21 protein-coding genes are annotated in these 25,331 nt (G+C 60.1%); 11 read left to right on the forward strand and 10 right to left on the reverse strand.

Features of this window, described 5'->3' with window-relative positions; all coding sequences use genetic code 11:
* Positions 1–30: 30 nt before the first annotated feature.
* The gene (locus KGA82_RS17865) at positions 31–372 is read right to left on the reverse strand and encodes a nuclear transport factor 2 family protein (protein WP_008040238.1); all 342 of its coding nucleotides are present in this window, start codon (positions 370–372) and stop codon (positions 31–33) included.
* Positions 373–424: 52 nt separating this feature from the next.
* A complete protein-coding gene (locus KGA82_RS17870) occupies positions 425–1,141 on the reverse strand; it encodes a helix-turn-helix transcriptional regulator (RefSeq protein WP_192227094.1) in 717 nt (238 codons plus the stop codon).
* A gap of 191 nt (positions 1,142–1,332) precedes the next feature.
* Here KGA82_RS17870 and KGA82_RS17875 point away from each other — a divergent pair, with 191 nt between their 5' ends.
* Positions 1,333–2,385: an aldo/keto reductase gene (locus tag KGA82_RS17875; RefSeq protein ID WP_223451647.1), complete on the forward strand. Its 1,053-nt coding sequence runs from the start codon at positions 1,333–1,335 to the stop codon at positions 2,383–2,385.
* A gap of 127 nt (positions 2,386–2,512) precedes the next feature.
* Here the strand turns inward: KGA82_RS17875 and speB are convergent, their stop codons facing one another.
* Entirely contained in the window at positions 2,513–3,472 is a 960-nt protein-coding gene (gene speB / locus KGA82_RS17880) for an agmatinase (RefSeq protein ID WP_223451649.1), read from the reverse strand.
* A gap of 21 nt (positions 3,473–3,493) precedes the next feature.
* Positions 3,494–4,585: a polyamine ABC transporter substrate-binding protein gene (locus KGA82_RS17885; RefSeq protein WP_008036664.1), complete on the reverse strand. Its 1,092-nt coding sequence runs from the start codon at positions 4,583–4,585 to the stop codon at positions 3,494–3,496.
* Positions 4,586–4,686: 101 nt separating this feature from the next.
* Here KGA82_RS17885 and KGA82_RS17890 point away from each other — a divergent pair, with 101 nt between their 5' ends.
* Positions 4,687–5,580, forward strand: coding sequence for a LysR family transcriptional regulator (locus KGA82_RS17890; RefSeq protein ID WP_223451650.1), 894 nt, complete (start codon positions 4,687–4,689; stop codon positions 5,578–5,580).
* A gap of 190 nt (positions 5,581–5,770) precedes the next feature.
* Entirely contained in the window at positions 5,771–7,204 is a 1,434-nt protein-coding gene (locus tag KGA82_RS17895) for a nucleobase:cation symporter-2 family protein (RefSeq protein WP_223437003.1), read from the forward strand.
* Between the two features lie 106 nt (positions 7,205–7,310).
* Here KGA82_RS17895 and KGA82_RS17900 read toward each other — a convergent pair whose 3' ends face one another.
* Positions 7,311–8,231 carry a carbon-nitrogen hydrolase family protein gene (locus tag KGA82_RS17900; protein WP_223451651.1) on the reverse strand — a complete coding sequence of 307 codons (921 nt, stop codon included), beginning with the start codon at positions 8,229–8,231 and terminating at the stop codon, positions 7,311–7,313.
* A gap of 84 nt (positions 8,232–8,315) precedes the next feature.
* Between KGA82_RS17900 and KGA82_RS17905 the strand changes: the two genes are divergently transcribed.
* Positions 8,316–9,224, forward strand: a complete 909-nt coding sequence (locus KGA82_RS17905; protein WP_223451653.1) for a LysR family transcriptional regulator — start codon at positions 8,316–8,318, stop codon at positions 9,222–9,224.
* 8 nt (positions 9,225–9,232) lie between these two features.
* Here the strand turns inward: KGA82_RS17905 and KGA82_RS17910 are convergent, their stop codons facing one another.
* Positions 9,233–9,484 (reverse strand): hypothetical protein, encoded by a 252-nt coding sequence (locus KGA82_RS17910; RefSeq protein WP_007937833.1) that lies wholly within the window; start codon positions 9,482–9,484, stop codon positions 9,233–9,235.
* 165 nt (positions 9,485–9,649) lie between these two features.
* Between KGA82_RS17910 and KGA82_RS17915 the strand changes: the two genes are divergently transcribed.
* Positions 9,650–9,967 (forward strand): YqjD family protein, encoded by a 318-nt coding sequence (locus tag KGA82_RS17915; RefSeq protein ID WP_192227086.1) that lies wholly within the window; start codon positions 9,650–9,652, stop codon positions 9,965–9,967.
* 139 nt (positions 9,968–10,106) lie between these two features.
* On the opposite strand, the gene KGA82_RS17920 is transcribed toward KGA82_RS17915, so the two are convergent.
* Positions 10,107–11,147 (reverse strand): Ldh family oxidoreductase, encoded by a 1,041-nt coding sequence (locus tag KGA82_RS17920; protein ID WP_223451655.1) that lies wholly within the window; start codon positions 11,145–11,147, stop codon positions 10,107–10,109.
* 183 nt (positions 11,148–11,330) lie between these two features.
* Between KGA82_RS17920 and KGA82_RS17925 the strand changes: the two genes are divergently transcribed.
* Complete coding sequence (locus KGA82_RS17925; protein WP_223451657.1) at positions 11,331–16,187, forward strand: dermonecrotic toxin domain-containing protein; 4,857 nt, start codon at positions 11,331–11,333, stop codon at positions 16,185–16,187.
* Between the two features lie 97 nt (positions 16,188–16,284).
* Positions 16,285–17,286, forward strand: coding sequence for a FecR family protein (locus KGA82_RS17930; RefSeq protein ID WP_223451658.1), 1,002 nt, complete (start codon positions 16,285–16,287; stop codon positions 17,284–17,286).
* A 55-nt stretch (positions 17,287–17,341) separates the two neighbouring features.
* Here the strand turns inward: KGA82_RS17930 and KGA82_RS17935 are convergent, their stop codons facing one another.
* A complete protein-coding gene (locus KGA82_RS17935) occupies positions 17,342–19,690 on the reverse strand; it encodes an acylase (RefSeq protein WP_223451659.1) in 2,349 nt (782 codons plus the stop codon).
* Between the two features lie 199 nt (positions 19,691–19,889).
* On the opposite strand from KGA82_RS17935, the gene KGA82_RS17940 reads away from it, so the two are divergent.
* Complete coding sequence (locus KGA82_RS17940; protein ID WP_192227081.1) at positions 19,890–20,261, forward strand: fe2+ zn2+ uptake regulation protein; 372 nt, start codon at positions 19,890–19,892, stop codon at positions 20,259–20,261.
* 19 nt (positions 20,262–20,280) lie between these two features.
* On the opposite strand, the gene KGA82_RS17945 is transcribed toward KGA82_RS17940, so the two are convergent.
* Complete coding sequence (locus KGA82_RS17945) at positions 20,281–20,469, reverse strand: hypothetical protein (protein WP_008024801.1); 189 nt, start codon at positions 20,467–20,469, stop codon at positions 20,281–20,283.
* 182 nt (positions 20,470–20,651) lie between these two features.
* On the opposite strand from KGA82_RS17945, the gene KGA82_RS17950 reads away from it, so the two are divergent.
* On the forward strand, positions 20,652–20,792 hold the full coding sequence (locus KGA82_RS17950; protein WP_008024803.1) for a hypothetical protein: 141 nt from the start codon (positions 20,652–20,654) through the stop codon (positions 20,790–20,792).
* Between the two features lie 6 nt (positions 20,793–20,798).
* Here KGA82_RS17950 and KGA82_RS17955 read toward each other — a convergent pair whose 3' ends face one another.
* Positions 20,799–21,725, reverse strand: coding sequence for a LysR family transcriptional regulator (locus KGA82_RS17955; RefSeq protein WP_008043687.1), 927 nt, complete (start codon positions 21,723–21,725; stop codon positions 20,799–20,801).
* 118 nt (positions 21,726–21,843) lie between these two features.
* Between KGA82_RS17955 and KGA82_RS17960 the strand changes: the two genes are divergently transcribed.
* Entirely contained in the window at positions 21,844–22,839 is a 996-nt protein-coding gene (locus KGA82_RS17960; RefSeq protein ID WP_008024806.1) for an aldo/keto reductase, read from the forward strand.
* A 179-nt stretch (positions 22,840–23,018) separates the two neighbouring features.
* A complete protein-coding gene (locus KGA82_RS17965) occupies positions 23,019–25,010 on the forward strand; it encodes a methyl-accepting chemotaxis protein (protein WP_223451660.1) in 1,992 nt (663 codons plus the stop codon).
* The last annotated feature ends 321 nt before the right edge of the window (positions 25,011–25,331 follow it).

Here is a 25,331-nt window from a genome sequence, read left to right on the forward strand (position 1 = left end):
GCGCGGCAGTATGCCATCGTGACGCGACGTCTACAGTGAAATGTCCAGCCGGGCGATCTTGCCTTGCTCGTTCAGGCGAAACATGTAGCGCAATTCCAGCGGGCTGCCGGGAAACGTCCCGGAGATCAGGTTGTGCACCAGCACCTTGCCGGTGCGCTGTTGTACGTCGAGCACTTCGACCTTTGGCTGGTAACGCCGGGCGGTGTCTTGCATCCATTGGGCGATAGCCTGGGTGCCAATCCGGTGTTGACCTTCATCGAACACATTGGCGTCCTCAGCGAAAAAACTGGCGACCGTCGAGGTGTCGCGGGCATTGGCGGCAGCAATGTAAGCGGCGATGGCGGGCGCCAGTGCAGAGGCAGGATGGGACATGGTGACAGCTCCTTGTTGGTTGATTCTGAGGCCATGCTAGAACACGCCTGTGTCAGTTCTTGTCAGGAGTGAAACGCCCGGCTTCATCCAGTTGCATCTGCTTGCGCCAGGTGCGCAGCAGATCGCTGCGCCGCCCCGGATAACGCTCGCCCTGCTCGCTCGCCGCCGAAATCCGGTCGGTACGAAAAGTCCGATAGGCGCCGCGCAACTCACACCAGGCGACGATGATCCGCACTTCATTGAGAAACCCCAGCGCCAGCGGCCAGATCAGCCGCTGACTCGGCACTTGCTGTGCGTCCGCATAGTCGATGTGCAGCTTGGCCTGATCGCGAATCGCCTGGCGAAACGCATTCAGCGGCACGGCATTTGGCGCGAAGCCATAACCGGGCGGGCCCGGCATTACCGTCGGGTTGCGTAGTGCGTCCAGCGCTTCGGGCGCCAGCACCGCAGCAATCTTGGCCAGCGCATCGGCCGCCGCTTTGCTCAACACTTCATCGCCGCGCTGATCCACGTAACGCAGCCCCAGCACGATGGCTTCGGTTTCATCGGCATTGAGCATCAACGGCGGCAGGAACAAACCGCTGCGCAACACGTAACCGATCCCCGCCTCACCGTAGATCGGCGCGCCCAGTGCGGTGAGTTCCGCGATGTCGCGATAGAGCGTACGCTCGGAAATCTCAAGCTCGCTGGCGAGTGTCGCCGCCGTGACCGGACGACTTTTGCCGCGCAGCACTTGCAACAGGGTCAGTAAACGCGTGGTACGAGACACAATCGGCAGGCTCTGTGCAGAAATGATCTCGCAGATTAGCAGAGCCCCCTGTCAGAAAGTGGCAGTAACCACGGGCCCGTTTTGCCACTCATGAAAAAGCACCTTGACTGAATACATGACTGGCATCATCTTAAATACATGTCTTACGACATTTATATTAATCCGCAGCGTCTTCCTTCAGGAGTCATCCCATGCATTACAAAGTGTTCGGCCGAAAAACCGGCTTGCGCGTTGCGGAACTGGCGCTGGGTGCCGGTAACTTTGGTACCGGTTGGGGTCATGGCGCCGAGCGCGATGAAGCCAAGCGCATCTTTGATGGCTACCTGGAGGCCGGCGGTAATTTCATCGACACCGCCAATGGCTATCAGGGTGGCCAGTCGGAAGCCATGCTCAGTGAATTCATCGCCGCTGAGCGCGATCGCCTGGTCATCGCCACCAAATACACGTTGGGGACTACGCCGGCCGCAGGCATTTCCTACACCGGCAACAACCGCAAGAACATGGTCCGCGCCGTGGAAGAAAGCCTGACACGGCTCAAGACCGACCACATCGACCTGTTCTGGGCGCACATGAGCGACGGTGTCACGCCCATGGAAGAAATCCTCCGTGGTTTTGATGATCTGGTGCGCGCCGGCAAGATTCATTATGCCGGGCTGTCGAACTTCCCGGCCTGGCGTATCGCCCGCGCCGATCTGCTGGCTGAAGTTCGCGGTTTTTCGCCGGTTGCCGCCATTCAGGTCGAGTACAGCCTCGCCGAGCGCACAGCTGAACGTGAACAACTGCCGATGGCCGAAGCGTTGGGGCTGGCCGCGACCTTATGGTCGCCGCTGGGCGGCGGGTTCCTGACCGGCAAATACCGCTCCAGTGACGAGAACAACCGTGCCGCCAAACTGGGCATGCTGGTACACGCCGAGAAAAGTGCCCGCGAAACCGCCCTGCTCGACACCTTGCTTGCAGTCGCGGCAGAGCTGGACGCCAGCCCGACGCACGTGGCCATTGCCTGGCTGCGGGAAAAAGCCAAACGCTCGACCACGGCGCTGATTCCGATTCTGGGTTCGCGTACGCGTGAGCAGCTGGATGCGACGTTGGGCGCGTTGGATGTGCAGTTGAGTGCCGATCAGTTGTCGCGGCTGGATGGCATCAGCGAAGTGGCGAAGGGCGTGCCGCATGAGTCCATTGCCGGTTCTTTTGCGCGGTTCAGCGGGGGCGAAACCCTGGACCTGCCAATAATCCCGGTCGCCTGAAAAAGCTTCGCGGGCAAGTCGGATCGCCGCACCGCTCGCTCCTACAGGTCATGCGCTATGTAGGAGCGAGCGGTGCGGCGATCCGACTTGCCCGCGAAAGCGTCATCACGAACACCGCAAATCCGTACTACCGATCGACCTTATGCTTCGCCGCATACAAACACAGCATCTCCATCGCCAACGTCGCCGCCGCCAGTGAGGTAATGTCCGCGCTGTCGTAGGCCGGCGCCACTTCCACCACGTCCATCCCCACCAGATTGATCCCGCGCAAGCCGCCGAGGATTTCCAGCGCCTGTACCGTGCTCAAACCGCCACACACCGGTGTGCCGGTGCCGGGTGCAAACGCCGGGTCGAGGCAATCGATGTCGAACGTCAGGTACACCGGGTTGTCGCCGACCCGTGCGCGAATCGCTTCGACAATCGCATCCACCCCACGCCGATGCACTTGCCGCGCATCCAGCACCTGAAAGCCCTGAGGATCGTCATTGGTGGTGCGCAAACCGATCTGCACCGAGCGCGACGGGTCCACCAGACCTTCCTTGGCCGCGTGCCAGAACATCGTGCCGTGATCGACGCGCTTGCCCTCTTCATCCGGCCAGGTGTCACTGTGCGCGTCGAAGTGAATCAACGACAGCGCCCCATGTTTACGGGCATGCGCCTTGAGCAGCGGGTAACTGATGAAGTGATCGCCGCCGAACGTCAACATGGCGCAACCGGCATTCAGAATGTGCTCGGCGTGGGCCTCAATGCTCTCCGGCACCGAATGCGGCGAGCCGTAATCGAAGTCGCAATCTCCGTAGTCGATCACCGCCAGATGATCGAACGGGTCGAACGTCCATGGCCAATGCCGTTCCCAGGCGATCCCGGTGGACGCCGCACGAATGCCGCGCGGTCCGAAACGCGCGCCGGGACGGTTGCTGGTGGCGGTATCGAACGGCACGCCACTGACGGCCACATCGACACCGCGCAAGTCGCGGCTGTACCGGCGACGCATGAAACTGGTGATACCGGCGTAGGTACTTTCGGCGGCAGTCCCGTAGAGACTGTCGCGGGTCATGGCCTGATCGTTTTGCACTGGGACGTCCATCAGGTGCTCCTTCTTGTTTATTTACTGGCGGCTACGGAAAGTGGTCCACAAACGGGTGCGCTGACGCATGTCCTTGAGGCTCATGCTGCGGTCGGCGTACAACCGCTCGCGCACATCAGCGAGGGGGTAAATGTCGGGATCGCTGCGTACCGCCTCATCCACCAGCGGTGTGGCGGCCTGGTTGGCGGTGGCAAAGAACAGCGTGTTGGTCAGCGCCGCCACGGATTCGGGACGCAACATGAACTCGATAAAGGCGCGGGCGGCTTCGGGGTGCGGCGCGTCCTTGGGGATGGCCAGGTTGTCCTGCCAGACCAGCGTGCCTTCCTTGGGAATCCGGTACGCCACTTCATACGGTTTGTTGGCCTTGCGCGCCTGATCGGCGGCCATGCTCGCGTCACCGTTGTAGGTCAAGGCCAGACAGACGCTGCCGTTGGCCAGGTCGTTGATTTGCCGGCCACTGGCGACGTACAGCACATTCGGCTGCAACTGATGCAACAACGCTTCGGCGGCTGACAGATCAGACTTGTCGGTGCTGTAGGGATCTTTACCGAGGTAGTGCAGCGCCAGGCCGATCACTTCCTGCGGCGAATCGATGATCGCCACGCCGCAATCTTTCAGCTTGCTGGCGTATTCGGGTTTGAACAGCAAGTCGAGGCTGTTGAGCGGCACATCCGGCAAGCGCTTTTTCACCGCCTCCACATTCATCCCGAGTCCGAGCGTGCCCCAGGTGTACGGCACGCCGTAGCGGTTGCCGGGATCGACCGCGGCGAGTTTTTCCAGCAAATCCGGATCCAGGTTGGCGTAGCCCTTGAGGCCTTCGTGGGGAATCGCCTTCAACGCACCGGCTGCCAACCCCCGCGCCAGCACGCTGGACGACGGCACGACCACGTCATAGCCGCTGCCGCCGGTGAGCAACTTGGTTTCCAGGACTTCCGAGGAATCGAACGTGTCGTAGCGCACGTGAATGCCGGTTTCCTGCTCGAAGCGCTGCAAGGTTTCCGGGGCCACGTAATCGGCCCAACTGTAAAGATTGACGACCTTCTCCTCGGCATGGGCCGACACGGAGGCGGCAAGGAACAGCGCGGGTAAACACAGCTTGAATAGAGGAGCCATGACGAACACCTGACCAGAGGAAGTGGCCCCAGCATGCGTCGTCGGATACATTGGAAAAATACCAAGTCAGTTACCCTGACTTTATTGCGGAGTAATGTTTGATGCTCGGCCAGCTTCACGATGTGGATCTGCAATTGCTGCGCCTGTTCGTCAGCGTGGTGGAGTGCGGTGGTTTCAGCGCAGCCCAGGGTGAACTGGGCCTGAGCCAGTCGAGCATCAGCCAGCAAATGGCCAGGCTTGAAACCCGGCTCGGCTATCGGCTGTGCAGTCGCGGCAAGGGTGGATTCAGGATCACCCCCAAAGGCGAACAACTGTTGACCGCGACACGCGGACTGTTCGAATCCATTGAAGCATTCCGTCATCAATCCAATGGCGTGGCCGGCCGGCTGATCGGCGAGGTGCGCCTGGGGCTGTCCGAAGCCGTGGATCAATCCGTGCTGCAACGGGTGGCCGAGGCGATCCGGCGCTTTCGCGAACGCGATGAGTCGGTGCGTATCGAATTGATCAGCGCCATGCCTGGCGAGATGGAGCGCTTGCTGCTGCAACAACGGCTGGACCTGGCGATCGGCTATTTCTCACAGGTGCAGAGCGCGTTTGACTACCGCGAACTGTTCACAGAAACCCAGCACTTGTATTGCGCCGCCGGCCATCCGCTGTTCACCGACGAGGCGCCGGACGATCAAGCGTTGCAGGCGTGCGACCGGGTGGATCACCCTTACCGTTTTTTGCGCAGCGACGAGCCCTTTCAGGGCAAGCGGTGCTCGGCGCGCTCGGAACAGGTCGAAGGCACCCTCGCCTTTATTTTGTCCGGCAAGCATGTCGGTTACCTGCCCAGCCACTTTGCCCGCAGTTGGGAAGACAAAGGATTGCTCAGGGCTGTGCGCCGCAGCGACATGAGTTTCGACGTGGCATTCCACCTCGCCCGCCACCGTGCGCAGGTGCCGGGGGATGCGCAGAAAGCCTTTGAAGAGGATTTGCTGGCCGCGTTCGCTTGAAGAACACCGCAAATCCCCTGTAGGAGCGAGCCTGCTCGCGAAGCGGTGTTTCAGTCGACATTTGTATCGTCTGACTCACCGCTTCGCGAGCAGGCTCGCTCCCACAAGGGTTTTGTGTAAGTCGATGAATTTTCTGGCATCCTGCGCCTCCATTTTCTGACCCGGCCCGCCTTTCGGCACGCAAACCACCATGACCGCCTCTGAAAAAGCCCCTGCCCCGCGCCACAACGACCTGATCTACGGCCTCGACGACCGCCCGCATCTGACCGCCACCGTCTTCGCCGCCCTGCAACACGTACTCGCCAGTTTCGTCGGCATCATCACCCCGACCCTGATCATGGGCAGCGCCCTCGGCCTGCAAAGCGAAATCCCCTATCTGATCAGCATGGCGCTGTTTGTCTCGGGGCTGGGCACCTTCGTCCAGGCGCGCAAGTTCGGCCCGATCGGTTCCGGTTTGCTGTGTCTGCAAGGCACCAGTTTCTCGTTCATCAGCGTGATCCTCAGCGCCGGTTTTATGGTCAAGGCCCGCGGCGGCGGCACCGATGAAATCCTTTCGACAATCTTTGGCGTGTGCTTTTTCGCCGCGTTCATCGAAGTGGTATTGAGCCAGTTCATCGGCAAATTGCGGATGCTGATCACGCCGGTGGTAACCGGGACGATCATCACGCTGATGGGGTTGTCGCTGATCAAAGTCGCCATGACCGACATCGCCGGCGGCTTCGGCGCGACGGATCTCGGCGCCGCCAGTCATCTGGCGTTGGCTGCGTTGGTGCTGGGCACCATCGTGGTGTTGAACCGTGTTGATGTGCCGTTCCTGCGCCTCGGCGCCATCGTGATCGGCCTGACCCTCGGTTATCTCGTGGCATGGCTCATGGGCCACGTGGATTTCGCCAGCATGCCCGACGTACCGCTGATGAGCGTGCCGGTGCCGTTCAAGTACGGTTTCAACTTCGACTGGGTGGCGTTCGTGCCGGTGGCGGTGATTTTCCTCGTGTCGCCGCTGGAGGCGGCCGGTGACCTGACGGCCAACTCGATGATTTCCCGGCAGCCGGTCAAAGGCCCGATCTACATTCGCCGGATCAAATCCGGCCTGCTCGCCGACGGCCTCAATTCGGCCATGGCGGCAGTGTTCAACAGCATGCCGATGGTGACCTTCGCGCAGAACAACGGCGTGATTCAACTGACCGGCGTGGCCAGCCGCTACGTGGCGTTTTTCATTGCCGGCCTGCTGGTGGTGCTGGGGCTGTTCCCGATGATCGGCGCGGTGCTGCAACTGATGCCGAAACCGGTGCTCGGCGGCGCTGAACTGGTGATGTTCGGCACCGTTGCAGTGGCCGGGATCAAGATCCTCGCCGAAGCCGGCCTGCATCGGCGCAACATGCTGATCGTGGCGATTTCCCTCGGCATGGGCCTGGGGGTGGCAGCCGTGCCGGAGGTATTGCGCGAACTGCCCAAGGCGCTGCATAACATCTTTGAATCGCCGATTACCGTCGGCGCGTTGTGCGCTATCGTGCTGAACATCTTCCTGCCTGAGGAATTCATCGAGCTGGAAGAAGACGATTTCGATCCGGAAGCCTCGATCCTCCAGGTCATGGAAAACCCGGATGTTCCGGCCAAAGGTTAGCCCGCCGTTCTGTAGGAGCCGGCTTGCCGGCGATGGCGGCCGTGAGACTTGCGTTGATTATTCGGCCGCCATCGCCAGCAAGCTGGCTCCTACAGGGGATGGTGTGTCAGAGGAAGCGGACACCGGGTTTGGCCCGTTCATCCACGGTCAACTCGAACACGTCCGGTCGCGCGTAATGGCCGACGACGTCGTAGTCGTAACGCGCGCGGATCAGGTCGTCGGTGTCGATTTCGGCGGTGAGCAGTCCGCGCTCGCCACGTAGCGGCCCGGCCAGAATATCGCCCATCGGCCCCACGATTACGCTGCCACCCGCAATCAACGGCCGGTCCGCCGGCCAGTTGGCGATCTCTACGCCCAGGGCTTGCGGCGAGTCCTGAACCTGACAGGCACTGACCACAAAGCAGCGCCCTTCATGGGCGATGTGGCGCATGCTCACCTGCCACATATCCCGCTCGTCCACCGTGGGTGCGCACCACACCTCCACACCCTTGGCATACATGGCGGTGCGCAGCAGCGGCATCATGTTTTCCCAGCACACCACCGCGCCGATCCGCCCGACCTGGCTGTCGATCACCGGTAACGTCGAGCCATCGCCCTTGCCCCAGATCAGCCGTTCGGTGCCCGTGGGCATCAGTTTTCGGTGTTTGGCGACCAGTCCGGCCTGCGGATCGAAATACAACGCGGTGCAATACAAGGTGCTGCCGGCGCGTTCGATGACGCCAATCACCAGATTGGCCCCGGTGCGCGCCGACAACCCGGCCAGCGCTTCGGTTTCTACGCCCGGGACGTCGATGGCGTTGGCGAAATACCGGGCAAATGCTTCTCGACCTTCCGGCAGTCGATAACCCAGTTGCGTGCCGAACCCCTCGCCTTTCGGGTAACCACCAAGCAACGCTTCGGGCATGACCACCAGCGCCGCGCCGGCTTCAAGGATGGCGTTTTCGTACGAGAGAATTTGCTCCAGGGTCTCGGCTTTGCCGCCAGGCAGTGCGCCGATTTGCAGTGCAGCAACGATTGACTTGGGCATCGCGGTCACTCCGTTCATATCAGGTGTTGCTCATTCTCAGGCGCTACCGGATCATGAATAAAGCCCCGTTCGCTGCTGAATGATATGAACACCATGAATATCGCCACCGTCGATCTCAACCTGCTCAAAGTCTTCGAAGCCTTGCATGAAGAGTCCAGCGCCAGCCGTGCAGCGTTGCGTCTGGGCGTCACGCAGTCGGCGGTCAGCGCGGCGTTGCGCCGACTGCGCGAGGTGTATGGCGATCAGTTGTTTGTGCGCACCGGCCGAGGTCTTGCGCCGACGCTCAAGGCCAATCAGTTGAAACCGGTGGTCAGCGACGCGCTGGACAAATGCCGACAAAGCCTGGCGATGGTCGATCCGGCCGCCCATCACTACGAAGGGCGCTCGGTCACGGTGGGCATGTCGGATGATTTCGAAATTGCCTACGGCCGCCGCTTGATCGAAGAGATCGCCCGTTGCGCGCCGAAGTTACGGCTGATCTTCCGCCAGACCCACAGCCAGATCGTCGCCCACGCGTTGATGGAGCGCAGCATCGACCTGGCGATCACGGCCGGCGGGTTTGCCGAACGGTTGCTGAGTCGTCAGGTATTGGGGGAAGGCGATTATCTGTGTCTGGTTGACCCGACGAGTCTGGCCGCAGGACAGCAAACCATCGACCTTGAGGAGTTCGTCACCCGTGAACATATTCTGGTGTCATCGGGTGGTTTTATCGGGATCACCGACGAAGGGTTGGCCGCGTTGGGCCTGAGCCGGCGGGTATGCGCTTCGACCACGCATTTCGCGGCGTTGCCGCATCTGCTCAAGGGCAGCCAGGCAGTGGCGACCATCCCGGCACATGCCGCCCGCAGCATCGCCGCACTCAGCGGGTTGACGCTGCTGCCCTGCCCGTTGGCATTGCCGCGTTACCCGATCGAACTGGGCTGGCGTACCAGCACGCAGCTCGATCCGGTGGTGTTGAAAGTGCGTGAGGCGATTGTCGCGATTTTTGCGTGAGGCCGGCCTTATTTGGCCGCCATCAACCGATTGACTTCACTGCGCACCATGTTGGCGAATTCCGGAGGCGACATGCCGTCGAGTTCGGAACGGACCCACTCGGCCCATTTGCCTTTGCGCTTGGCGCGTTCGCCGAACAAGCGTGCGGCCTCGCCTTTGGCTTTGCCCAGGTTGTTCTGCCAGAGTTCGAACAGACGGGATTTCTCGTCTTCAAGCGCTGCGCGCTCGGCAAGGGGTTTGTCGGCCAGATTGAAGCTCATGGGGAGTTACCTGCTGCGTAAATAGGCGACATCTTACACTGTAGGAAGAAATGTCCTGCGCAGGATTTTTCTACTGGAGGGCCTGCGCAGGTAAAATCGCTGCAACTTTTTCAATCGCCGCAGACTCCATTGTTCACTGCCCACTCACCTGCAAGGAGTATCCCAATGGCTCGGAAAACCGCCGCACAAGCCGCCGAAGACCAAATCAAGGATCAAGCGTTCAGCGAGCTTCAGGCGCTGATCGAAGAGTCGGAAAAATTGCTGAAAAGCAGTGCCTCGCTGGTCGGTGAGGAAGCGGACACGCTCCGTGGGCAAATCGCCCAGAAACTCCAGCAGGCGCGGGACTCGGTAACCCGCGTTCGTGACCGGACCCTGCCTGCGGTCGAAGCGACAGAAATCTATATCGGTGGTCATCCGTGGCAAACCGTGGCGATTTCCGCCGGTTTCGGTTTGGTTGTCGGGTTGTTGCTGGGCCGACGCTAAGCCCGCAATAACACGCATTGAAATACGGTCACTGTAGGAGCCGGCTTGCCGGCGATAGCGGTCGATCAGCCAACATCTATATCGGCTGATCCGCCGCCATCGCCGGCAAGCCGGCTCCTACAAAGTCCGTGTTTTGACGCTAGATTCCGGCTAGTTCGCGCAGATTCGCCAGCGTATCCGCATCCAGCTGAATACCATCAGCGTTGGACTTGGCGCGCTGATGATGGCGGCGATCACCCGGCAACCGTTTGAGCCCCACACCGTGCATCTGCCGCACCAGTTCCTGGCTGCGCTCGGCAAAACTCTGCCCGGCGGCCTTGCTCGGATCGATCACGATCAACAGTTGTCCGGTCCATGGCGTCTTGGCACCAGGGTGGTTTTTCCAGTCGAATTCGAAAGAGAAATTGCCGCCGGTCAACGCCGCCGCCAACAGCTCCACCATCATCGACAACGCCGAACCTTTGTGCCCGCCAAACGGCAGCAACGCCCCACCCTCCAGAATCGCTTTCGGGTCCTGGGTCGGCTGACCGAGGCCGTCCACGCCCATGCCCGCGGGCAAGCGCTCACCCTTGCGTGCGGCGATCTGCACATCGCCATGGGCGATGGCGCTGGTGGCCAGGTCGAAGACAATCGGATCACCGTCCGCGCGCGGAGCGGCGAAGGCAATCGGGTTGGTACCGAACAGCGGTCGATCGGCACCGTGCGGCACCACGCAAGTCATGCTGTTGACCACGCTCAACGCCACCAGCCCTTCATAAGCGAACGGCTCGACGTCCGGCCACAACGCCGCGAAGTGATGGGAATTGCGAATCGCCAACACCGCGATCCCGGCGCTGCGGGCCTTCTCTACCAGCAAGGAACGTGCGGCGGCGAGCGCCGGTTGGGCGAAGCCATTGCCGGCGTCGACCCGGACAAAACCCGACGCCACGTCTTCAACCACCGGCACGGCCTGGCCATTGACCCAGCCGCTTTTCAGCGTCGACACGTAACCGGGAATGCGGAACACGCCATGACTGTGGGCGCCATCGCGTTCGGCACCGGCGCAGTTGAGGGCCAGTGCCCTGGCGACTTCGGCGGAGGTGCCGTGACGAACGAAAATGCGTTCGAGCAAAAGGACGAGAGAATCAAAATCCAGGGTTGAGTTGGCCGAACTGACTGCCATTTCAGGCGAAGCGGTCATCTGAAGCTCCAGTGTTATTTTTAGAGGCGGGCGACAGGTCGATTAAGCGCTTTTTTACCGGCTTCCTGTCAAGTCTCTCGCGCAAGCAATATGTACCGCACCCCGCCTTTTCCCGCCCCCTATTGTTGCCCCTCGACCCAACGAACTGCGCTGAACACCGCCGCAGTCCATCGAGGAAACATCATGACGACACCTGCACTGCCGTATTTTTTTGACGAAGCCTTGGCTGCATCCACTGCCGGGTTACTCGGCGAACGGGAAACCGCGCTGGGCTTTACCCTGGACGATCTGAACTGGTTGAACACGGTTTACAAGCCGACCCAGGCAGCCCGCAAAACCCATGAAAAACCGATGCAGGCCTTCCAGTTGCTGCTGTCTTTGCCCGGCAAGGCCGGCATTCCTTTGGCCGGCGCCTTTGCCATGAGCCGACCCGATAATGGCGCGGTCACGCTCTTCACACTGTGCAAAGGCTTGATCAAATTCGCGGGCATGGCCGACCTCAAAAACAAACTCAAAGAATGGCTGGCACAGGCCACTGAAAAAAGTGAACTGCTGCGCTTCCACTCCATCGAACAACGCCTGCCCTTGGCCGCCGCCGCTGCACTCGATATCTCCACTCGCGAAATCGAAGGCGCGGTATTTGAAGATCAGGAACTCACGCTCAAGCAACAGCAGGAACAAAACCTCAAGGCGATGGCGGACGAGTTGGTCAAGATGCCCACCTTGCAATCAATGCTGGACGACCTCCTCAAGCACGCATTGTCCAAGCCATTTCCCAAGCTGGACCAGCGTCTGACGCGGCTGAACAGCTTTGTCAGTACGGGTTCTGCGTTTGATCAACGTGGAACGCCCAATGGGATTGCAACGATGTCACTGAGCGAGGCCCTCCTGCATTTTTACCTGACGAATCAGTGGCCGACGGGCGCCTCCAGGTTGTTTACCCATCCCGAGCACGCCACCAGCAGCAATGCCGATAACCAGACCTGGGAAAGCGCGGTAAAAAAAATCGCGCAAGGTTTTACACCTCACCTGCATAGCCTGCTCGAGACCTTCTGGGACTCGCTCATGAGCAATGGCTTGTCGCGCCGCGCTTTTTTCACCGAGGGCCTGCAAGACACTTTTCACGCAAGGCTGTTAAACCAGCACCAACAGGGCACTTTGACGACAGAGCAATACCTGCGGCTGATGAATGTGAGCCTCCCCCCGGCCACGGTCGATCCCCTTCGCATCGAAAAAGTGCGGTTCACCGCCCCCTTCAAACAATTCGCAGAGCTTGCCTCGACCTTGATGATCGGCGGCGCGAACACGCTGGGTTTCCTGTACAGCCCGTCCCTCGGCATCGAGGCCACAAGCAACCTGCCAGCAGTGAAAAAAATCGCCCTGCAAATGCTCAACAGCGCAGAGCATGAAGACACGCTGCTCAAGTTCATGTCATTGAACGAACGCTGCACGTTTCTTGGACTGGTACTGAACGATCGGGTGATCGTCGGTGAACCCATCGTCGGCCCGGTGTTTGCAAGCGTGATGACTGACATCATTGATAAACAACGGCAAAACCTCAGCCATGCCTTGAGCCGTTACCGTGAAAGCGAAGGCACGCTGGACCCTCACGCCTTGCTCGACAATGCCCTGGACGTCCGGGCATTGATCGATCCCCGCTTGCTGCTGCCTGAAGCCGTGGGACGCTGGAGCACTCGACCGGACCATGGCGTGAATGCGCGGCCGGCCACCGTGCGCGCCGAGTCGGCCAAACAGGAGCTGTCGCTGCTGAGCTCGGTCGAACAGGCGCTTGATCAAGTCCTTGAAAATCACCCGGTCATTCCCACAACAACCCGCACGTTCGCCGCGGCGCAAAGCCTCGTCAGTTCATCATTGGCAGGTTTGAAATCGAGTTTTACCCACACACTGTCAACGGCACTGCGCAGTGAATTGAAGCTTCGCGCCGTCTCGCGCACCCTGGGTGCGGCGGAACAGGCGATCATCAAAACCGTTCTCGATACGCCTACAAGCGCGGACCGAGCGGCATTGAACGGCTTTTTACCGGAGGTCTTTTCCCTGGCGTTGAAGGCCGGCACCGCGGCAACCCCACTGAAACTGGCCAGCTGTTTTGTCCTGACAGAACGGGGCGGCCTGGATCCGCTGCACTCGGGCAAGGCCATTCTGTGGACGCCGGCACTGGGATTTGAAGCCTTCAAGGCACTGACGCCGCTGAAGGAAGAGCTCGAACGACGCCTTAAAGACGAGAATCATCGTTCCATGCTTCTGGAAAACCTCGGTCGTAGCGAGCGATCGCCAGGCAAGGCCTACACACTGGCGCCACTGCAACAGGTCCATGGGCATTTTCTCGACAGTGTGCAAAGGCCCTTTGTTGATCTGGACCAGACCTTCGTCACCCGCGCGCTGACCACCCCGCTCTCCCCCGCGCCGCTGGCCAGTCTGCTGAACCTGGTGGCCCTGCGTGAGCCGATGACCGGGCTAAGTCGCGCGAGCGACATTGCCCAGTCCCTGATCACCCAGCAAAAACTGCCGGCCTGGCTGGCCAAGGCGCCGATCAAAGACTTGATCCTGCATGGCGAATTGCTTCAGCAATATCTGCACAACGTCAAAGACGACGAGGACTACCTCACCGGCATCCGATCATTGAAGAAAACTACCCACCATGAACTGGAAAAACAACTCAAGGCCGACACGTTCAACATCAATCCGGACAAGGTCCAGGTCGAGATCAGCGCCAGCCCCTGGTCTGCGTCCAGCAAACAGACCCTGACCGATTTTGCGCTGGCTCACCTCAAGGACCTGGACACTGTCTCGCTCAAACTGACGTCGCTGGACACCACGGTCATTCCGGAGGGCATGGACGAACGCTACATCAAAGACCTGATACGCAACCTGAAACCAGGTGAGCATCAGCAGAAAATACTCAGCGCGGCCCTTGCCGACACCGAGACAAACGCGATTCGCAGGCACCGTTTTTACACGCAACTGCCCTGGCAACTGATGCACCTCGCTCACACGGAAAAACTGCAGGAACGCCTGAGCGAAACCGGGTTCGATCTGATCCGCCAGGTCATGGACATGCCAGACGCCATCGCCCGTGCGGCAGTCGACGGTGCCCACGCGATCATCCGCCCCCTGGAGTTCCTCGGTGTCAGGAGCGGACAAACCGTCAAAGTGCCAGGCGTCTATCTGATCGGTTCATCGGCCGACAGCACGGCGCCGCAGGTGCTTGTCGCCCCTCACAGTCCGCGGCACGGGATCAAGGAATACCAAAGCGAAACCCAGCTGCTGGCAGAACTGAAGGAGCGCGGCGCACTGCTCGATTGGGTGCTCATGAACCTGCCGCAACCCGAGCGGATCTTGCTCGAAACCCGAATGGCAACGCGCAGTAACCGGGCTACAAGAGCAGCACCTGTGGCAACGGACAATACCGATGCCGACGTCACGCTGGCGTCCAACCCGATCAAGGGCCACCTGTTCGGGCACTTGTTCAATGACAATGCCGCGTTGTTGGGCCGGTTGCTCGGTTGTCAGTCCGATAACCAAAAGCAGAGTGCATGGGCAACCATCAAACATGTTCTGGGCGAGGACCTGCACGAGGCGTATTCATTTTTCATGGGCAAGCTCGCCTACCCCGTCACGGTGTACCACAGCTACCTAGACATCAAACAATCCGCCGAAGACCTGCAAACGCACAAATGGGGCGCGGCCATCAGGGAATTCATCAGCGGCATTGCTCAACTCGCTTCGTTGCGCCAATCGCTGGACACTCACGCGCCGCCGACTTCCACGCCAGCCGAACCGGCACCGGAAAAAACCGATGCCCGCAGCAAATGGCAGGACATCAAGGTGACCGCCCCCGAGCGCACAGGCTTGAAGCGTCATGAAAGCCTCGACGTCGACCTGGGTTCGCTCAAGCCCGACTCAACGCCCGGGCTCTACGCGCACCCGACGACCAAACAACTTTACGGACCGGTGGAAGGCAAGGTGTTTCCGGTGACAAAACGCGGCACCCGCTGGCGCATCGCCGACACACAGACGCTCGGCCCTTATCTGCGGCAAAACGAATCGAAACAATGGGTGCTCGACCGGGATACACCGACGCCGCAATTCGGCCTTATCCGGCGGCTCGATGCTCTGGTAGCCGCTTGGGAGGGCATGAACATCGACGCCCAGGGAATGCCGAAGATACGACGGGTTTTCCCGCAAAAGGCTCGTCAGATCGACGAAGCGCTGGACCAGGCAACGACCTATGCCTGGAACAGCTTTCGTAACCTGCAATTGCTGAAGACATCCGACGACAAAGCCACTCCCGTGCATCAACTCATCAAGCGTTTCATTGATGTGCCAGAGGTGTTGCCCGCGCATGTCGAGAAACTGGAAAAGGCCGTGGGAGACATGTTTACCGCCTTGTTGGACCCAACACTCAGAAAGACCAACTCCAATCGGTTTGTTGTCGGCAAGGTAGTCGAAGGCGCAGACAGTACATTCGGTTTTATCGTTCCCATCGATGCACAGAAAAAAATCTATCTGGCAGAAAAATTCTTCTATCCCGGTTTCGACAACTACCGTAAACATCTTTCCGACACGGCCTTCCCGATCGACACGCATGCCCGGGCGGTGACCCTTCTGCATGAGCTTTCGCATATTGCGTGTAAAACCGAGGACATTGCTTATCTGGACCCTGTCAGACCCTTCGCCGAGCTGATCGGCACAGCCAGCGGGACCGCCACTGATCTCAAGAATGCACTGACCACCCTTCAGGACACCGCACTGTCGCTCAAGACTCCTTACACACAATTGTTCATGACCCAGGATCCCGACACCGGCGAGTGGGAAGACCCGGGAAGTTCAACTTTTGAAAATACCGATCGGGTAAAAACGCATATCCTTTCGTTGACCGGTGCAGACAACCTGAGCGGTGCTCGCGAGACCTTCAAAAGGAACTCACTGACCCGGCTGGCGGTACAACTTGGAAATGCCGACAGCGTGGCCTGGTTAATCAGTCATCTCGGCCGCGAGTTACACGTCAATACACCTTGAGTCCAGAAAATAAACAGCCGTTTGATGGGTAAATGCCATGACGGCTGTTCTCGCAGACTGCCCTCAAGGTTAGAATGCAGGAAATCAGGATGAGTCAATGACCGACACCCCTCTCTCGCAAGCCCAATATGACGCCATCACCGATGCCGCTGCGCACTGGTGCATGCGTCTGCACGCTACCGACTGCACGGCCGAGGAACGGCAGGCATTCAAACAGTGGCTTGACGCTGATCCACTGCATGCGTTCGAGTACGAGGCCATGCTGGAGATTTGGGATGTCGCGGGAGATTTGCCTCGTCCCGAAGCCGTCATGCCCGTCGCTCGCCTCCAACCCACAACGCCCTGGCGCACGTTCGGCATCGCTGCCGCCGTGTGCGCCCTGGCGTTGCCGCTGGCGGCTTTTAGCGGGTGGAACCTGGGCTGGATTCCCAACTCGTACCAGCATTTCGAAGCCAGCAATACGGTCCGTCAGGTCACACTGAGCGATGGCACCCAGGTCGAACTGAACCTTGGCACCGAGCTGACCTACAGCAATTACAAGGATCAGCGCCGCGTCAGTCTGGAAAAAGGCGAAGCCTTCTTCAAAGTCAGCCACGACGCGAACCACCCGTTTATCGTTCGGGCGGCGGAAGGCAGAATTCGGGTCACCGGCACCCAGTTCAATGTCTGGATGTACGAGGATCAGGTGCGCGTCAACCTGATCGAAGGTTCGGTTCTGGTCAGTAGCAACAATGACCTGCCGGGTGATGGCCTGCGGCTTGAGCCGTCGATGCAGGCGCGCTACAAACACGGCGACTTCACGCCGCAAATCAGCCAGACCTACGCCAACGACAGCTCGCTGGCCTGGCGTCACGGCAAACTGGTGCTCGATAACCTGGCGTTGTCCGAAGCCCTGCCATTGATCAATCGTTACCTGAACACCCCGGTGATGGTCGCCGACAGCAGCACCGGTTCTATCCGCCTCGGTGGCATCTACAACATCAAGGAACTCAACAGCCTTGTGGCGACGCTGCCCAAGGTGTTGCCGGTCTACCTGACCCGCAACAAGGACGGTAATCCGGTCCTCAACTCCATGCCGCAGCAACCACCTAAAAGCTGAAGGCCGCAACCCTTGCGGGGTGCGGCCTTCTTTCTGAACGCAAACTCTGTTCGATTTACTGTTTGGCCACCTTCGCGGCTTTTTCATCCTGCTCGCGAATTGTCAGTGCCTGGTACTGCGGGTCCGACGTGATCTGCTGTTCGGTGAACGGCAACACACTCAACTGTTTCTTCGAGAAGGCCAGCGTCTGGTCGTTGGCGTGCTTCGAGGCCGGGTCGCTGGACAACGAGAACGCCAACAGCCCTTTGGCCTGCGGCCCTTTGTCGTCGAATGTCACCACTTGCAAATAGCTGGTGCCACTGACCACTTCGCGTTTGCCGTCGGTTCTCGGCACGCTCTGAATCGCGTTATACACGCCCAGGGTGCCCGGTCCGCCGTGAATCGGCGTCTGCTGGCCGCCACTGCTGACCACCTGGATATCGCCCCAGCGGCTGTCCGTCTTGAGCCCAGAGGTGTTGACCGATTCCACCGACGCCAGCATCGCCTCGCGCACAGCCTTGGCAACTTCCGCCCGCTCGACCGCCAGGCCGCGAGGCGTGTGTTGCGGGTCTTTCGGATCAAACACCACACGCCAGACATCGGGCGTTTCCTGTAGCGCTTCCATGACATTCTGGAAATGTACGAATCCCACGCCGCTGTCCAGATTCGCGCTGCGGTCCCAGGTTTTAAGACTGGCACACAGCGGCGTGAGCGTCGGCGCGTCGGCGCCCAGGTCTTCAGCGCAGAATTTCAACAAATCCGGCATCACTTGAGTCGCCTGGTACACCTGATCGTCCATCACCATCTGTTGCAGATCAGCGGCAGCAATCGGGCCAGCCTTGTTCAGTGTGCCCAGGCGATCCAGCGCAAAACGTGAGCGCAGGCCCAACGGCTGGCTGTCCTGGCTGATCAGTGGCGAGAAACCGGTGAGCGGTTGTGCCGGGTTGGCCATCCACGCCGAATCGTTGGAGTGCTGCACAAAGTCCTTGCGCAACAGCTGCGGTAATGTGTCCGAGGCATAAATGCCTTTTTGCGCCGCCGCCGGGTCGATGTCCCAGGCACAGGCGCTGTTGGAACCGTCGAGCACGATCATCTGCAACCCGGCCCGTGGATCGCTGCACGCGGCCAGTTTGTCGACACTGACGTTCGGCACCACCGACAGGTTCATGTACAGCGTCTGCCCCTGATCGTCCGCCGCCAGGGTGTTGACCCACGGGATGCCCTGGATCTTGTGAACCGATGCCTGCAATTCCTTGAGGCTGACCGCACGATTCATCGCGTACCACTGCTGCAACACCCGGTCGTTATCGAGGTTGGCATCGCGCAGGCTGTAGGCGAACTGGTTATCCCAGTCCAGTTTTCCCGGCCATTGCACGATCGGGCCGAATTGCGAGCTGTAGACCACGCGAGAGACCGACCGGGTCTGTCCGTCAGGCTGTTTCACCTTAACGGTCACGGTCTGCTGCTTCATCGGCAGCGATTTGCCGTCGAGCAAATAGCGGGTCGGGTCCTTCGGATCGAGTTGCAGGCGATACAGGGTGAAATGCTTGGACGAGTCCACGGTGTGGGTCCAGGCCAGGTGTTGATTGAAGCCGATGTTGATCATCGGCAGACCGGGCAGCGCGGCGCCCATCACATCGAGTTTACCGGGGATGGTCAGGTGCATCTGATAGAAGCGCATCCCGCCAACCCACGGAAAATGCGGGTTGGCCAACAACATGCCACGGCCATTGAAGGAGCGCTCACTGCCCACCGCGACTGCGTTGCTGCCGCGATCCAGCGCGAAGCGTTGAATGCGCGCAGCGGCTAGCTGGAACTGCGCCGAGGCCTGCGTATTCTGCGCGACCGTTTTGGGCGGCGTGGCACCGGCCAGCGCTTCGGCAAACTGCCCGACGCCGCCTTCCACCAACAGGCGCCGCGTCAACTTGACCAGGTCCTGCGCGGTGATGTCCCGCACCCATTCGCCCTGGCATTGCTGCGGCAAGCCTTGTGCGCGACGTTCCGCCAGCGAGCGGTTGTAACCCGCCACATACCCTTCAATGAGGTCGCGGACTTCCGGGGTCTGCGCCTGCCAGAACGCAGCGACCGCTTGCGGCGTATTCAACCAGTTGAAAAACACGTCGCTGACCTGATTTTCGCGCTCTTCGACCGTGAACTGCTCCGGGCCGAAATAACGTGAACGCTCGCCGTTCACCGTGGTGATCTCATTGGCCAGCAGGCACAGATTGTCCTGCGCGTACGCGTAGCCGATGCCGTAGCCGAGGCCACGTTCGTTGTCGGCACGAATATGCGGCACGCCGAAGCTGGTCCGGCGGATATCGGCCGTCGCCGAAGCATCCGGCTGGCTGCGCGCGTGTGCCGCAAGACTCAAGCCCACCAACACGGCGGCAAGGCTCAATCGGGTTAACTGCCTGGTAATAATCACACTCGCTCCTACAGGAACGAAATTCATGACAAAAATTTAGGCCGCTGGAGGGCGTTTCTGCGGGGGTTTACAAGCTTCTGACGTGATGGCAACAAAATTTCTACATCTGATCCTTCATGATTTGGGTGGCTCGTACGTCTTATTGAGTAAGAGCACCCAACACATCTTTCCGGTTCAGGCTCTGAAAAGGAGATTTTGCATGTACAACTCGCAACTGCCAACGGACGGTAGCACTGCGCCAATGGGCACTTCCATGGGCTCGGGCCTGTTCAATCCGCGTACTGAACGACACAGCAACGAACGGATCCGGGTACTGCTCAAGAGCTTCGGCCTGCGCACCAGCCTGATCCGCCTGAAAGTCATCGACGCCTTGCTGACCGCCGCCGAAAGCGATCGCAGCCTGGGTGTGCGCGGCGTCCACAGTCACCTGCTGGACCTGGATATTCCGCTGTCCTTTCTCAGTGTGCGCGAAGTGTTGAAACGCTTGTGCAGCGAAGGCGTGATCACCCTGAACCCGGACAAAAGCTACAGCTTGCACCCGCAGGCGTTCGCCGCATTGCACGGCGAATAACCTGCCCGTGGTGCGTCGCTCAGGGCTTGACCTTGCGACGCATCACGCCATTGATCACCACCACGATCACCGCCACGCCAATAGCGATGTACTGGAACAGTTTTTCGCTGATGACCCCGGCATTCTGCAAATACGAAAGGCCAAACATGATCCCCAGCACCACCAGGGAGATCAGAATCGAGTATTTCAAACGTTGCGACTGGGTCATTGCCCTTTTCCTTAAACAAAAAGCTAAAACGTCAGGCGAACCTGAAAATGTATCGGGTTTGTATCCGAATGCATGCCAAGCCACTACCGTTTTCCGGGGATGGGGCGCTGCAAACGGGGTCTCATGTTACAGCCGATGAAGCCTTTTGGCTTCATAACGGCGATAACCATGAGGATTTTGAAATGTTCCGTCGAATCACACTGCTGATTCCCCTGCTGGCCATACTTTCCCTGAGCGGCTGCATTATTTTCCCCCACGGCGGATGGCACGGCGGCCACCATTACGACGGCCGTGGCGGACCGGGTTACTACCAACACCGTTAGGATTTTTCAGCGGCCTGAATGTTCTTTGACAAAGCCATTTCCCGGCTGCGCGCAAAGCTCAACCATCCAGTCGACAAACACCCGTACCCGCCGCGACAGCTGACGGTGAGGAGGATAGAGCGCCGCCAACGGCATCCCCGGTGGCGGCACCTCCCTCAGCACCTCGACCAGATTGCCCTCCTTCAATTGCCTGGCTACGTGATAGTACGGGGTCTGGACCAATCCATACCCCGCCTCACACGCCGCCAGATAACCGTCGGCGCTGTTGACCGCCACATGTTTGGACAGATTGATCGGTTGTATCTGGCCATCGACCACAAACTCCAGTCCAAAACGTTTGCCGCTGTGACTGGAAACGTACTCCACCATTTCATGCCCCTCCAGATCGGCCAGGCACTGCGGCGTTCCGTGGCGTTGCAGATAACCGGGGCTGGCGCAGGTGACCTGATCCAGCATGACCAGCGGCCGCGCCACCAGAGAGTCGTCCAGTGACGAACCGCCCCGGAGCACGCAATCGACGCCCTCGCGAATCAGGTCCACGGGCCGGTCATTCAAACCGATTTCCAGCTCGATCAAGGGATAACGGGCCGTGAACTGCGGCAAGGCCGGGATCACGATCAGGCGCCCCACCCCTGCGGGCATGTCCACGCGCAACAAACCCTTGGGGTTGTGACGCGCGGCGGAGAACACCGCTTCGGTTTCCTCCAGATCCGCCAGCAAACGCACGCAACGCGGGTAGTAGGCCGCGCCGTCGAGCGTCAGGCTGATCTGCCGCGTGGTGCGTTGCAGCAACTGCACGCCCAGATGCGCCTCCAGCTGTTTGATCAGAATGGTCACCGAGGCGCGGGGCAATTGCAGGCTGTCAGCCGCTTTGGCAAAGCCTCCCAGCTCGACGATCCGGGTGAATACGCGCATGGCGTTGAATCGATCCATTGTGCTGTCGTACCGGCTGATTATTTAGAAATTACTAATAGTGATAGCAGTTTTAGCTGGTTTATCTGGATTCTGTCGAGGTTAACAATGGGATCCACATTCACAGGGAGCTGATTTCATGCAAACACGTCAATTGGGTAAAAACGGTCCGCAGGTCAGCGCGATCGGTCTGGGCTGCATGGGCATGACCGATTTCTACACCACCGGCACGGACACCCGGGAAGCCACGGCCACCCTGCATCGCGCACTGGAGCTGGGCATCAACCTGCTCGACACCGCCGACATGTACGGCCCGCACACCAACGAAGAGCTGATCGGCAAAGCCATCGCCGGCAAGCGTGATCAAGTGTTCCTGGCGAGCAAGTTCGGCATCGTCCGCGATCCGGCGAACCCGTCCGCCCGAGGGGTCGACGGACGCCCGGAATACATACGCGCCTCTATCGATGGCACCCTCAAGCGGCTCGGCGTCGAAACCCTCGACTTGTACTACCAGCACCGCATCGACCCGCAAGTGGCCATCGAGGAAACCGTCGGCGCCATGGCCGAACTGGTCAAGGCCGGCAAAGTGCGTTACCTGGGCTTGAGCGAGGCCTCGGCCGCAACGCTGGAGCGGGCGCACCAGGTTCATCCGATCAGCGCGCTGCAAAGCGAATATTCGTTATGGAGCCGGGATCAGGAAGACAACGGCTGCCTGGCCGCGTGCCAGCGACTGGGCATTGCCTTTGTCCCTTACAGCCCGCTGGGTCGGGGCTTTCTGACGGGCGCACTGAAAAGCCCGGACGATTTTGCGGCGGACGACTACCGTCGGTTCAGCCCGCGCTTTCAGGGTGACAACTTCGCGAAAAACCTGCTGCTGGTGCGGCAAGTGCAGGACCTGGCGGCGGAAAAAGGCGTGACGGCGGGTCAACTCGCGTTGGCGTGGGTGCTGGCCCAAGGTGATTACGTGATCCCGATCCCCGGGACCAAACAGCGTAAATACCTGGAAGAAAACGTGGCAGCGCTGGAAATCAAACTTGGCCGTGAAGAGTTGCACGCGCTGGAAGCAATCTTCCCGGCGAATGCCACCGCCGGCTTGCGTTACCCCGAAGAAATTCTGAAGTTGCTCGACCGTTAACCTGCGTCCGGCCCGTTCAATTGCCTGAACGGGCCGGCGCAATCCCGCCGTCCGTCACCTCCCTCCGTTCTAGCACGATCGTACCTAAAGCTCGACTTGAGCCAGCCGATAGCCCTTTGAAGCGTCCAGTTTCATACCGATACCCACAATAAGATCGCTGCTCAAAAGGACCCGGCCCCATGCCCGCATTCCGCACTATTCAGGCTCGCTACACGCTGTTTCTGGTCCTGTTCATTCTGCTGCTGTCCATTCTCACCGTGGTTGGCATCAGCCAACTGGTCGCGCCAAAGCTGCGCCACACCGAAGAACAAGTCGCGCTCAATCGCATCGCCGAAGTCGCCGAACAAATCCAGGGCGAACTGAACAAGGTTCAGGCGCAACAGCGCAGTATCACCCAGACCATCCCCTTGCTCGACAGCGCCTCCATCGACACGGTCCTGCCGGGGCTGGTCGATCAGTACGGCGAACTGAAAGTCTTCGGTGGCGGCATCTGGCCCCTGCCCGGCCAGCGTGAAGCAGGACGCAACAAGTTCAGCACGTTCTGGCATCGCGATGCCTCGGGCAAACTGGCGGTCAATACCTTCTGGAACAGCGACGCCGCGCCTAACTATTACGACCAGAGCTGGTACAAGGGCGGCATGCAAACCCCGCGCGGGCAATGCGCCTGGGCAGCGGCCTATAAAGATGACGCCAGCGCCGAGCCGCGCACCAACTGCGCCATGGCGATCCAGAAAAACGGCGCCGCCTACGGCGTGTCGACCATCGACGTGACCCTGGGTTTCTTCAACGAGCTGGTGGCGCGCAAGGAAAAAGACCTCGGTGCCGAAATGCTCATCGTCGAGGCCGACGGCAAGATCATCAGCAACAGCTCGCGCATCAGCGGACCGATCGTACTGAAGAACATCAGCGAACTGGCCGGCAACTCACCTTTCGCCAGCCAGGTGAAGGCCGGCCTGCAAAACCGTGATCAGGCGCAGCGCGTCGAGTTCGACAACAAAGGCGAAGCCAGCACCTTCTTCATGCGCCCTATCGAAGGCACGCCGTGGTTCCTCGCCACCGCCCTGCCGACCAAGCTGATCACCGCGCAGCGCGACGATGTGCTCAGCACACTGAGCCTGCTGCAAATCCCGATGGTGATCCTGCTGGTGCTGCTGCAAATCTATGCGATCCGCCAACTGATCCAGCGCATGAAAGCCCTGAAGGCCAATATCGACGCACTGTCTGCCGGTGACGCCGACCTGACCAAACGCATCACCATTCGTGCCGAAGACGAGCTGGGCGCCATTGGCCACTCGGTCAACGCGTTCATCGCTTACCTGCAAAACATGATCGGCGAAGTCACCCAGGCCACGGGCGCCATGGCGTCCAGCCTCGACAACCTGCAACGCACCTCTGCGCATACCAGCCAGATTCTGGTGCGCCACGCTTCGGAAACCGATCAGACCGTCACCGCCATAACCGAAATGAGCTCGACCGCCGAAAGCGTGGCGCAGAACGCGGCTGAAACCGCTGCGTTCACTCAACGCGCCAACGAAAACGCCGACCGTTCGCGGGTCGTGGTGGGCGAAGCGTCCAGCAGTGTGATTGCGTTGATCGACGAAGTGGCCAGCGCCACCCATAAAGTCGAAAGCATGCAGCAAGACGCCCAGCGCATCACCGAAATCCTCGGGGTAATCGGCGCCATCGCCGGCCAGACCAACCTGCTGGCCCTTAACGCGGCCATTGAAGCGGCACGTGCCGGTGAGCAAGGTCGCGGTTTTGCGGTGGTGGCCGACGAAGTCCGCGCCCTCGCCGCCCGCACCCAGGCCAGCACCTCGGAAATCAACGAGATGCTCACGCGCCTGACCCAAGGCGTCAGTTCGTCGGTCAGCGCCATGGAAAACACCCAGGCCAGCTGCCAGTCAGCGGCCGATGCCACGGCGCGGGTCAATACCGGGCTGGACGAAATGGCCGGTTCCGTCAGCCACATCAACAGCCTCAGCACCCAGATCGCCACCGCCGCCGAACAGCAAAGTGCGGTGACGGAGGAGATCAACCGCAGCATGGTGCAGATCCGCCACATGGTGGATGAACTGGTGAAAAGCGGTCAGGCCAGTGAGCTCAATACCCGGCAGTTGCTGGAAGCCAATAGCCGCGTGAGTGCGATTATGGGGCGGTTCAAAGTCCGCTGATTGGCTGTAAGGCTTTTGTGTACATATCCATTGTTTTGGTGATGGCTGATATGGGTTTCGCCCTTACGGCGAGTCACTTGGAAAAGCCCCAAGTAACCAAGGGCTCTTGCCCCTTTCGTTCGGTGGCTCGCTAATGCTCGCCATGCCCTCGCTCCGGCCCTGCTCCGTGGGCCCGCCGCCATCGGCCATCCATGGCCGGGGGCGGCTAACCCGGCATCCATGCCGGGTTGCCCACTGCGCAGAACCTCCACTCGGCCTCTCGAGGGGGCGCTCAGATCAAAAGCTGAAGGCGAGCTAACGCTCGGCCTGATGAGTGGTGAA

This window comes from Pseudomonas sp. BF-RE-22 (genome assembly GCF_019956155.1).
Taxonomy (GTDB): domain Bacteria; phylum Pseudomonadota; class Gammaproteobacteria; order Pseudomonadales; family Pseudomonadaceae; genus Aquipseudomonas; species Aquipseudomonas migulae.

Excerpts from the sequence above, each read along its gene's own strand:
- KGA82_RS17865 (WP_008040238.1), bottom strand. The coding sequence starts at position 372 with ATGTCCCATCCTGCCTCTGCACTGGCGCCCGCCATCGCCGCTTACATT.
- KGA82_RS17875 (WP_223451647.1), top strand. The coding sequence starts at position 1,333 with ATGCATTACAAAGTGTTCGGCCGAAAAACCGGCTTGCGCGTTGCGGAA.
- speB (WP_223451649.1), bottom strand. The coding sequence starts at position 3,472 with ATGGACGTCCCAGTGCAAAACGATCAGGCCATGACCCGCGACAGTCTC.
- KGA82_RS17885 (WP_008036664.1), bottom strand. The coding sequence starts at position 4,585 with ATGGCTCCTCTATTCAAGCTGTGTTTACCCGCGCTGTTCCTTGCCGCC.
- KGA82_RS17890 (WP_223451650.1), top strand. The coding sequence starts at position 4,687 with ATGCTCGGCCAGCTTCACGATGTGGATCTGCAATTGCTGCGCCTGTTC.
- KGA82_RS17895 (WP_223437003.1), top strand. The coding sequence starts at position 5,771 with ATGACCGCCTCTGAAAAAGCCCCTGCCCCGCGCCACAACGACCTGATC.
- KGA82_RS17900 (WP_223451651.1), bottom strand. The coding sequence starts at position 8,231 with ATGCCCAAGTCAATCGTTGCTGCACTGCAAATCGGCGCACTGCCTGGC.
- KGA82_RS17905 (WP_223451653.1), top strand. The coding sequence starts at position 8,316 with ATGAACACCATGAATATCGCCACCGTCGATCTCAACCTGCTCAAAGTC.
- KGA82_RS17910 (WP_007937833.1), bottom strand. The coding sequence starts at position 9,484 with ATGAGCTTCAATCTGGCCGACAAACCCCTTGCCGAGCGCGCAGCGCTT.
- KGA82_RS17915 (WP_192227086.1), top strand. The coding sequence starts at position 9,650 with ATGGCTCGGAAAACCGCCGCACAAGCCGCCGAAGACCAAATCAAGGAT.
- KGA82_RS17920 (WP_223451655.1), bottom strand. The coding sequence starts at position 11,147 with ATGACCGCTTCGCCTGAAATGGCAGTCAGTTCGGCCAACTCAACCCTG.
- KGA82_RS17925 (WP_223451657.1), top strand. The coding sequence starts at position 11,331 with ATGACGACACCTGCACTGCCGTATTTTTTTGACGAAGCCTTGGCTGCA.
- KGA82_RS17930 (WP_223451658.1), top strand. The coding sequence starts at position 16,285 with ATGACCGACACCCCTCTCTCGCAAGCCCAATATGACGCCATCACCGAT.
- KGA82_RS17940 (WP_192227081.1), top strand. The coding sequence starts at position 19,890 with ATGTACAACTCGCAACTGCCAACGGACGGTAGCACTGCGCCAATGGGC.
- KGA82_RS17945 (WP_008024801.1), bottom strand. The coding sequence starts at position 20,469 with ATGACCCAGTCGCAACGTTTGAAATACTCGATTCTGATCTCCCTGGTG.
- KGA82_RS17950 (WP_008024803.1), top strand. The coding sequence starts at position 20,652 with ATGTTCCGTCGAATCACACTGCTGATTCCCCTGCTGGCCATACTTTCC.
- KGA82_RS17955 (WP_008043687.1), bottom strand. The coding sequence starts at position 21,725 with ATGGATCGATTCAACGCCATGCGCGTATTCACCCGGATCGTCGAGCTG.
- KGA82_RS17960 (WP_008024806.1), top strand. The coding sequence starts at position 21,844 with ATGCAAACACGTCAATTGGGTAAAAACGGTCCGCAGGTCAGCGCGATC.
- KGA82_RS17965 (WP_223451660.1), top strand. The coding sequence starts at position 23,019 with ATGCCCGCATTCCGCACTATTCAGGCTCGCTACACGCTGTTTCTGGTC.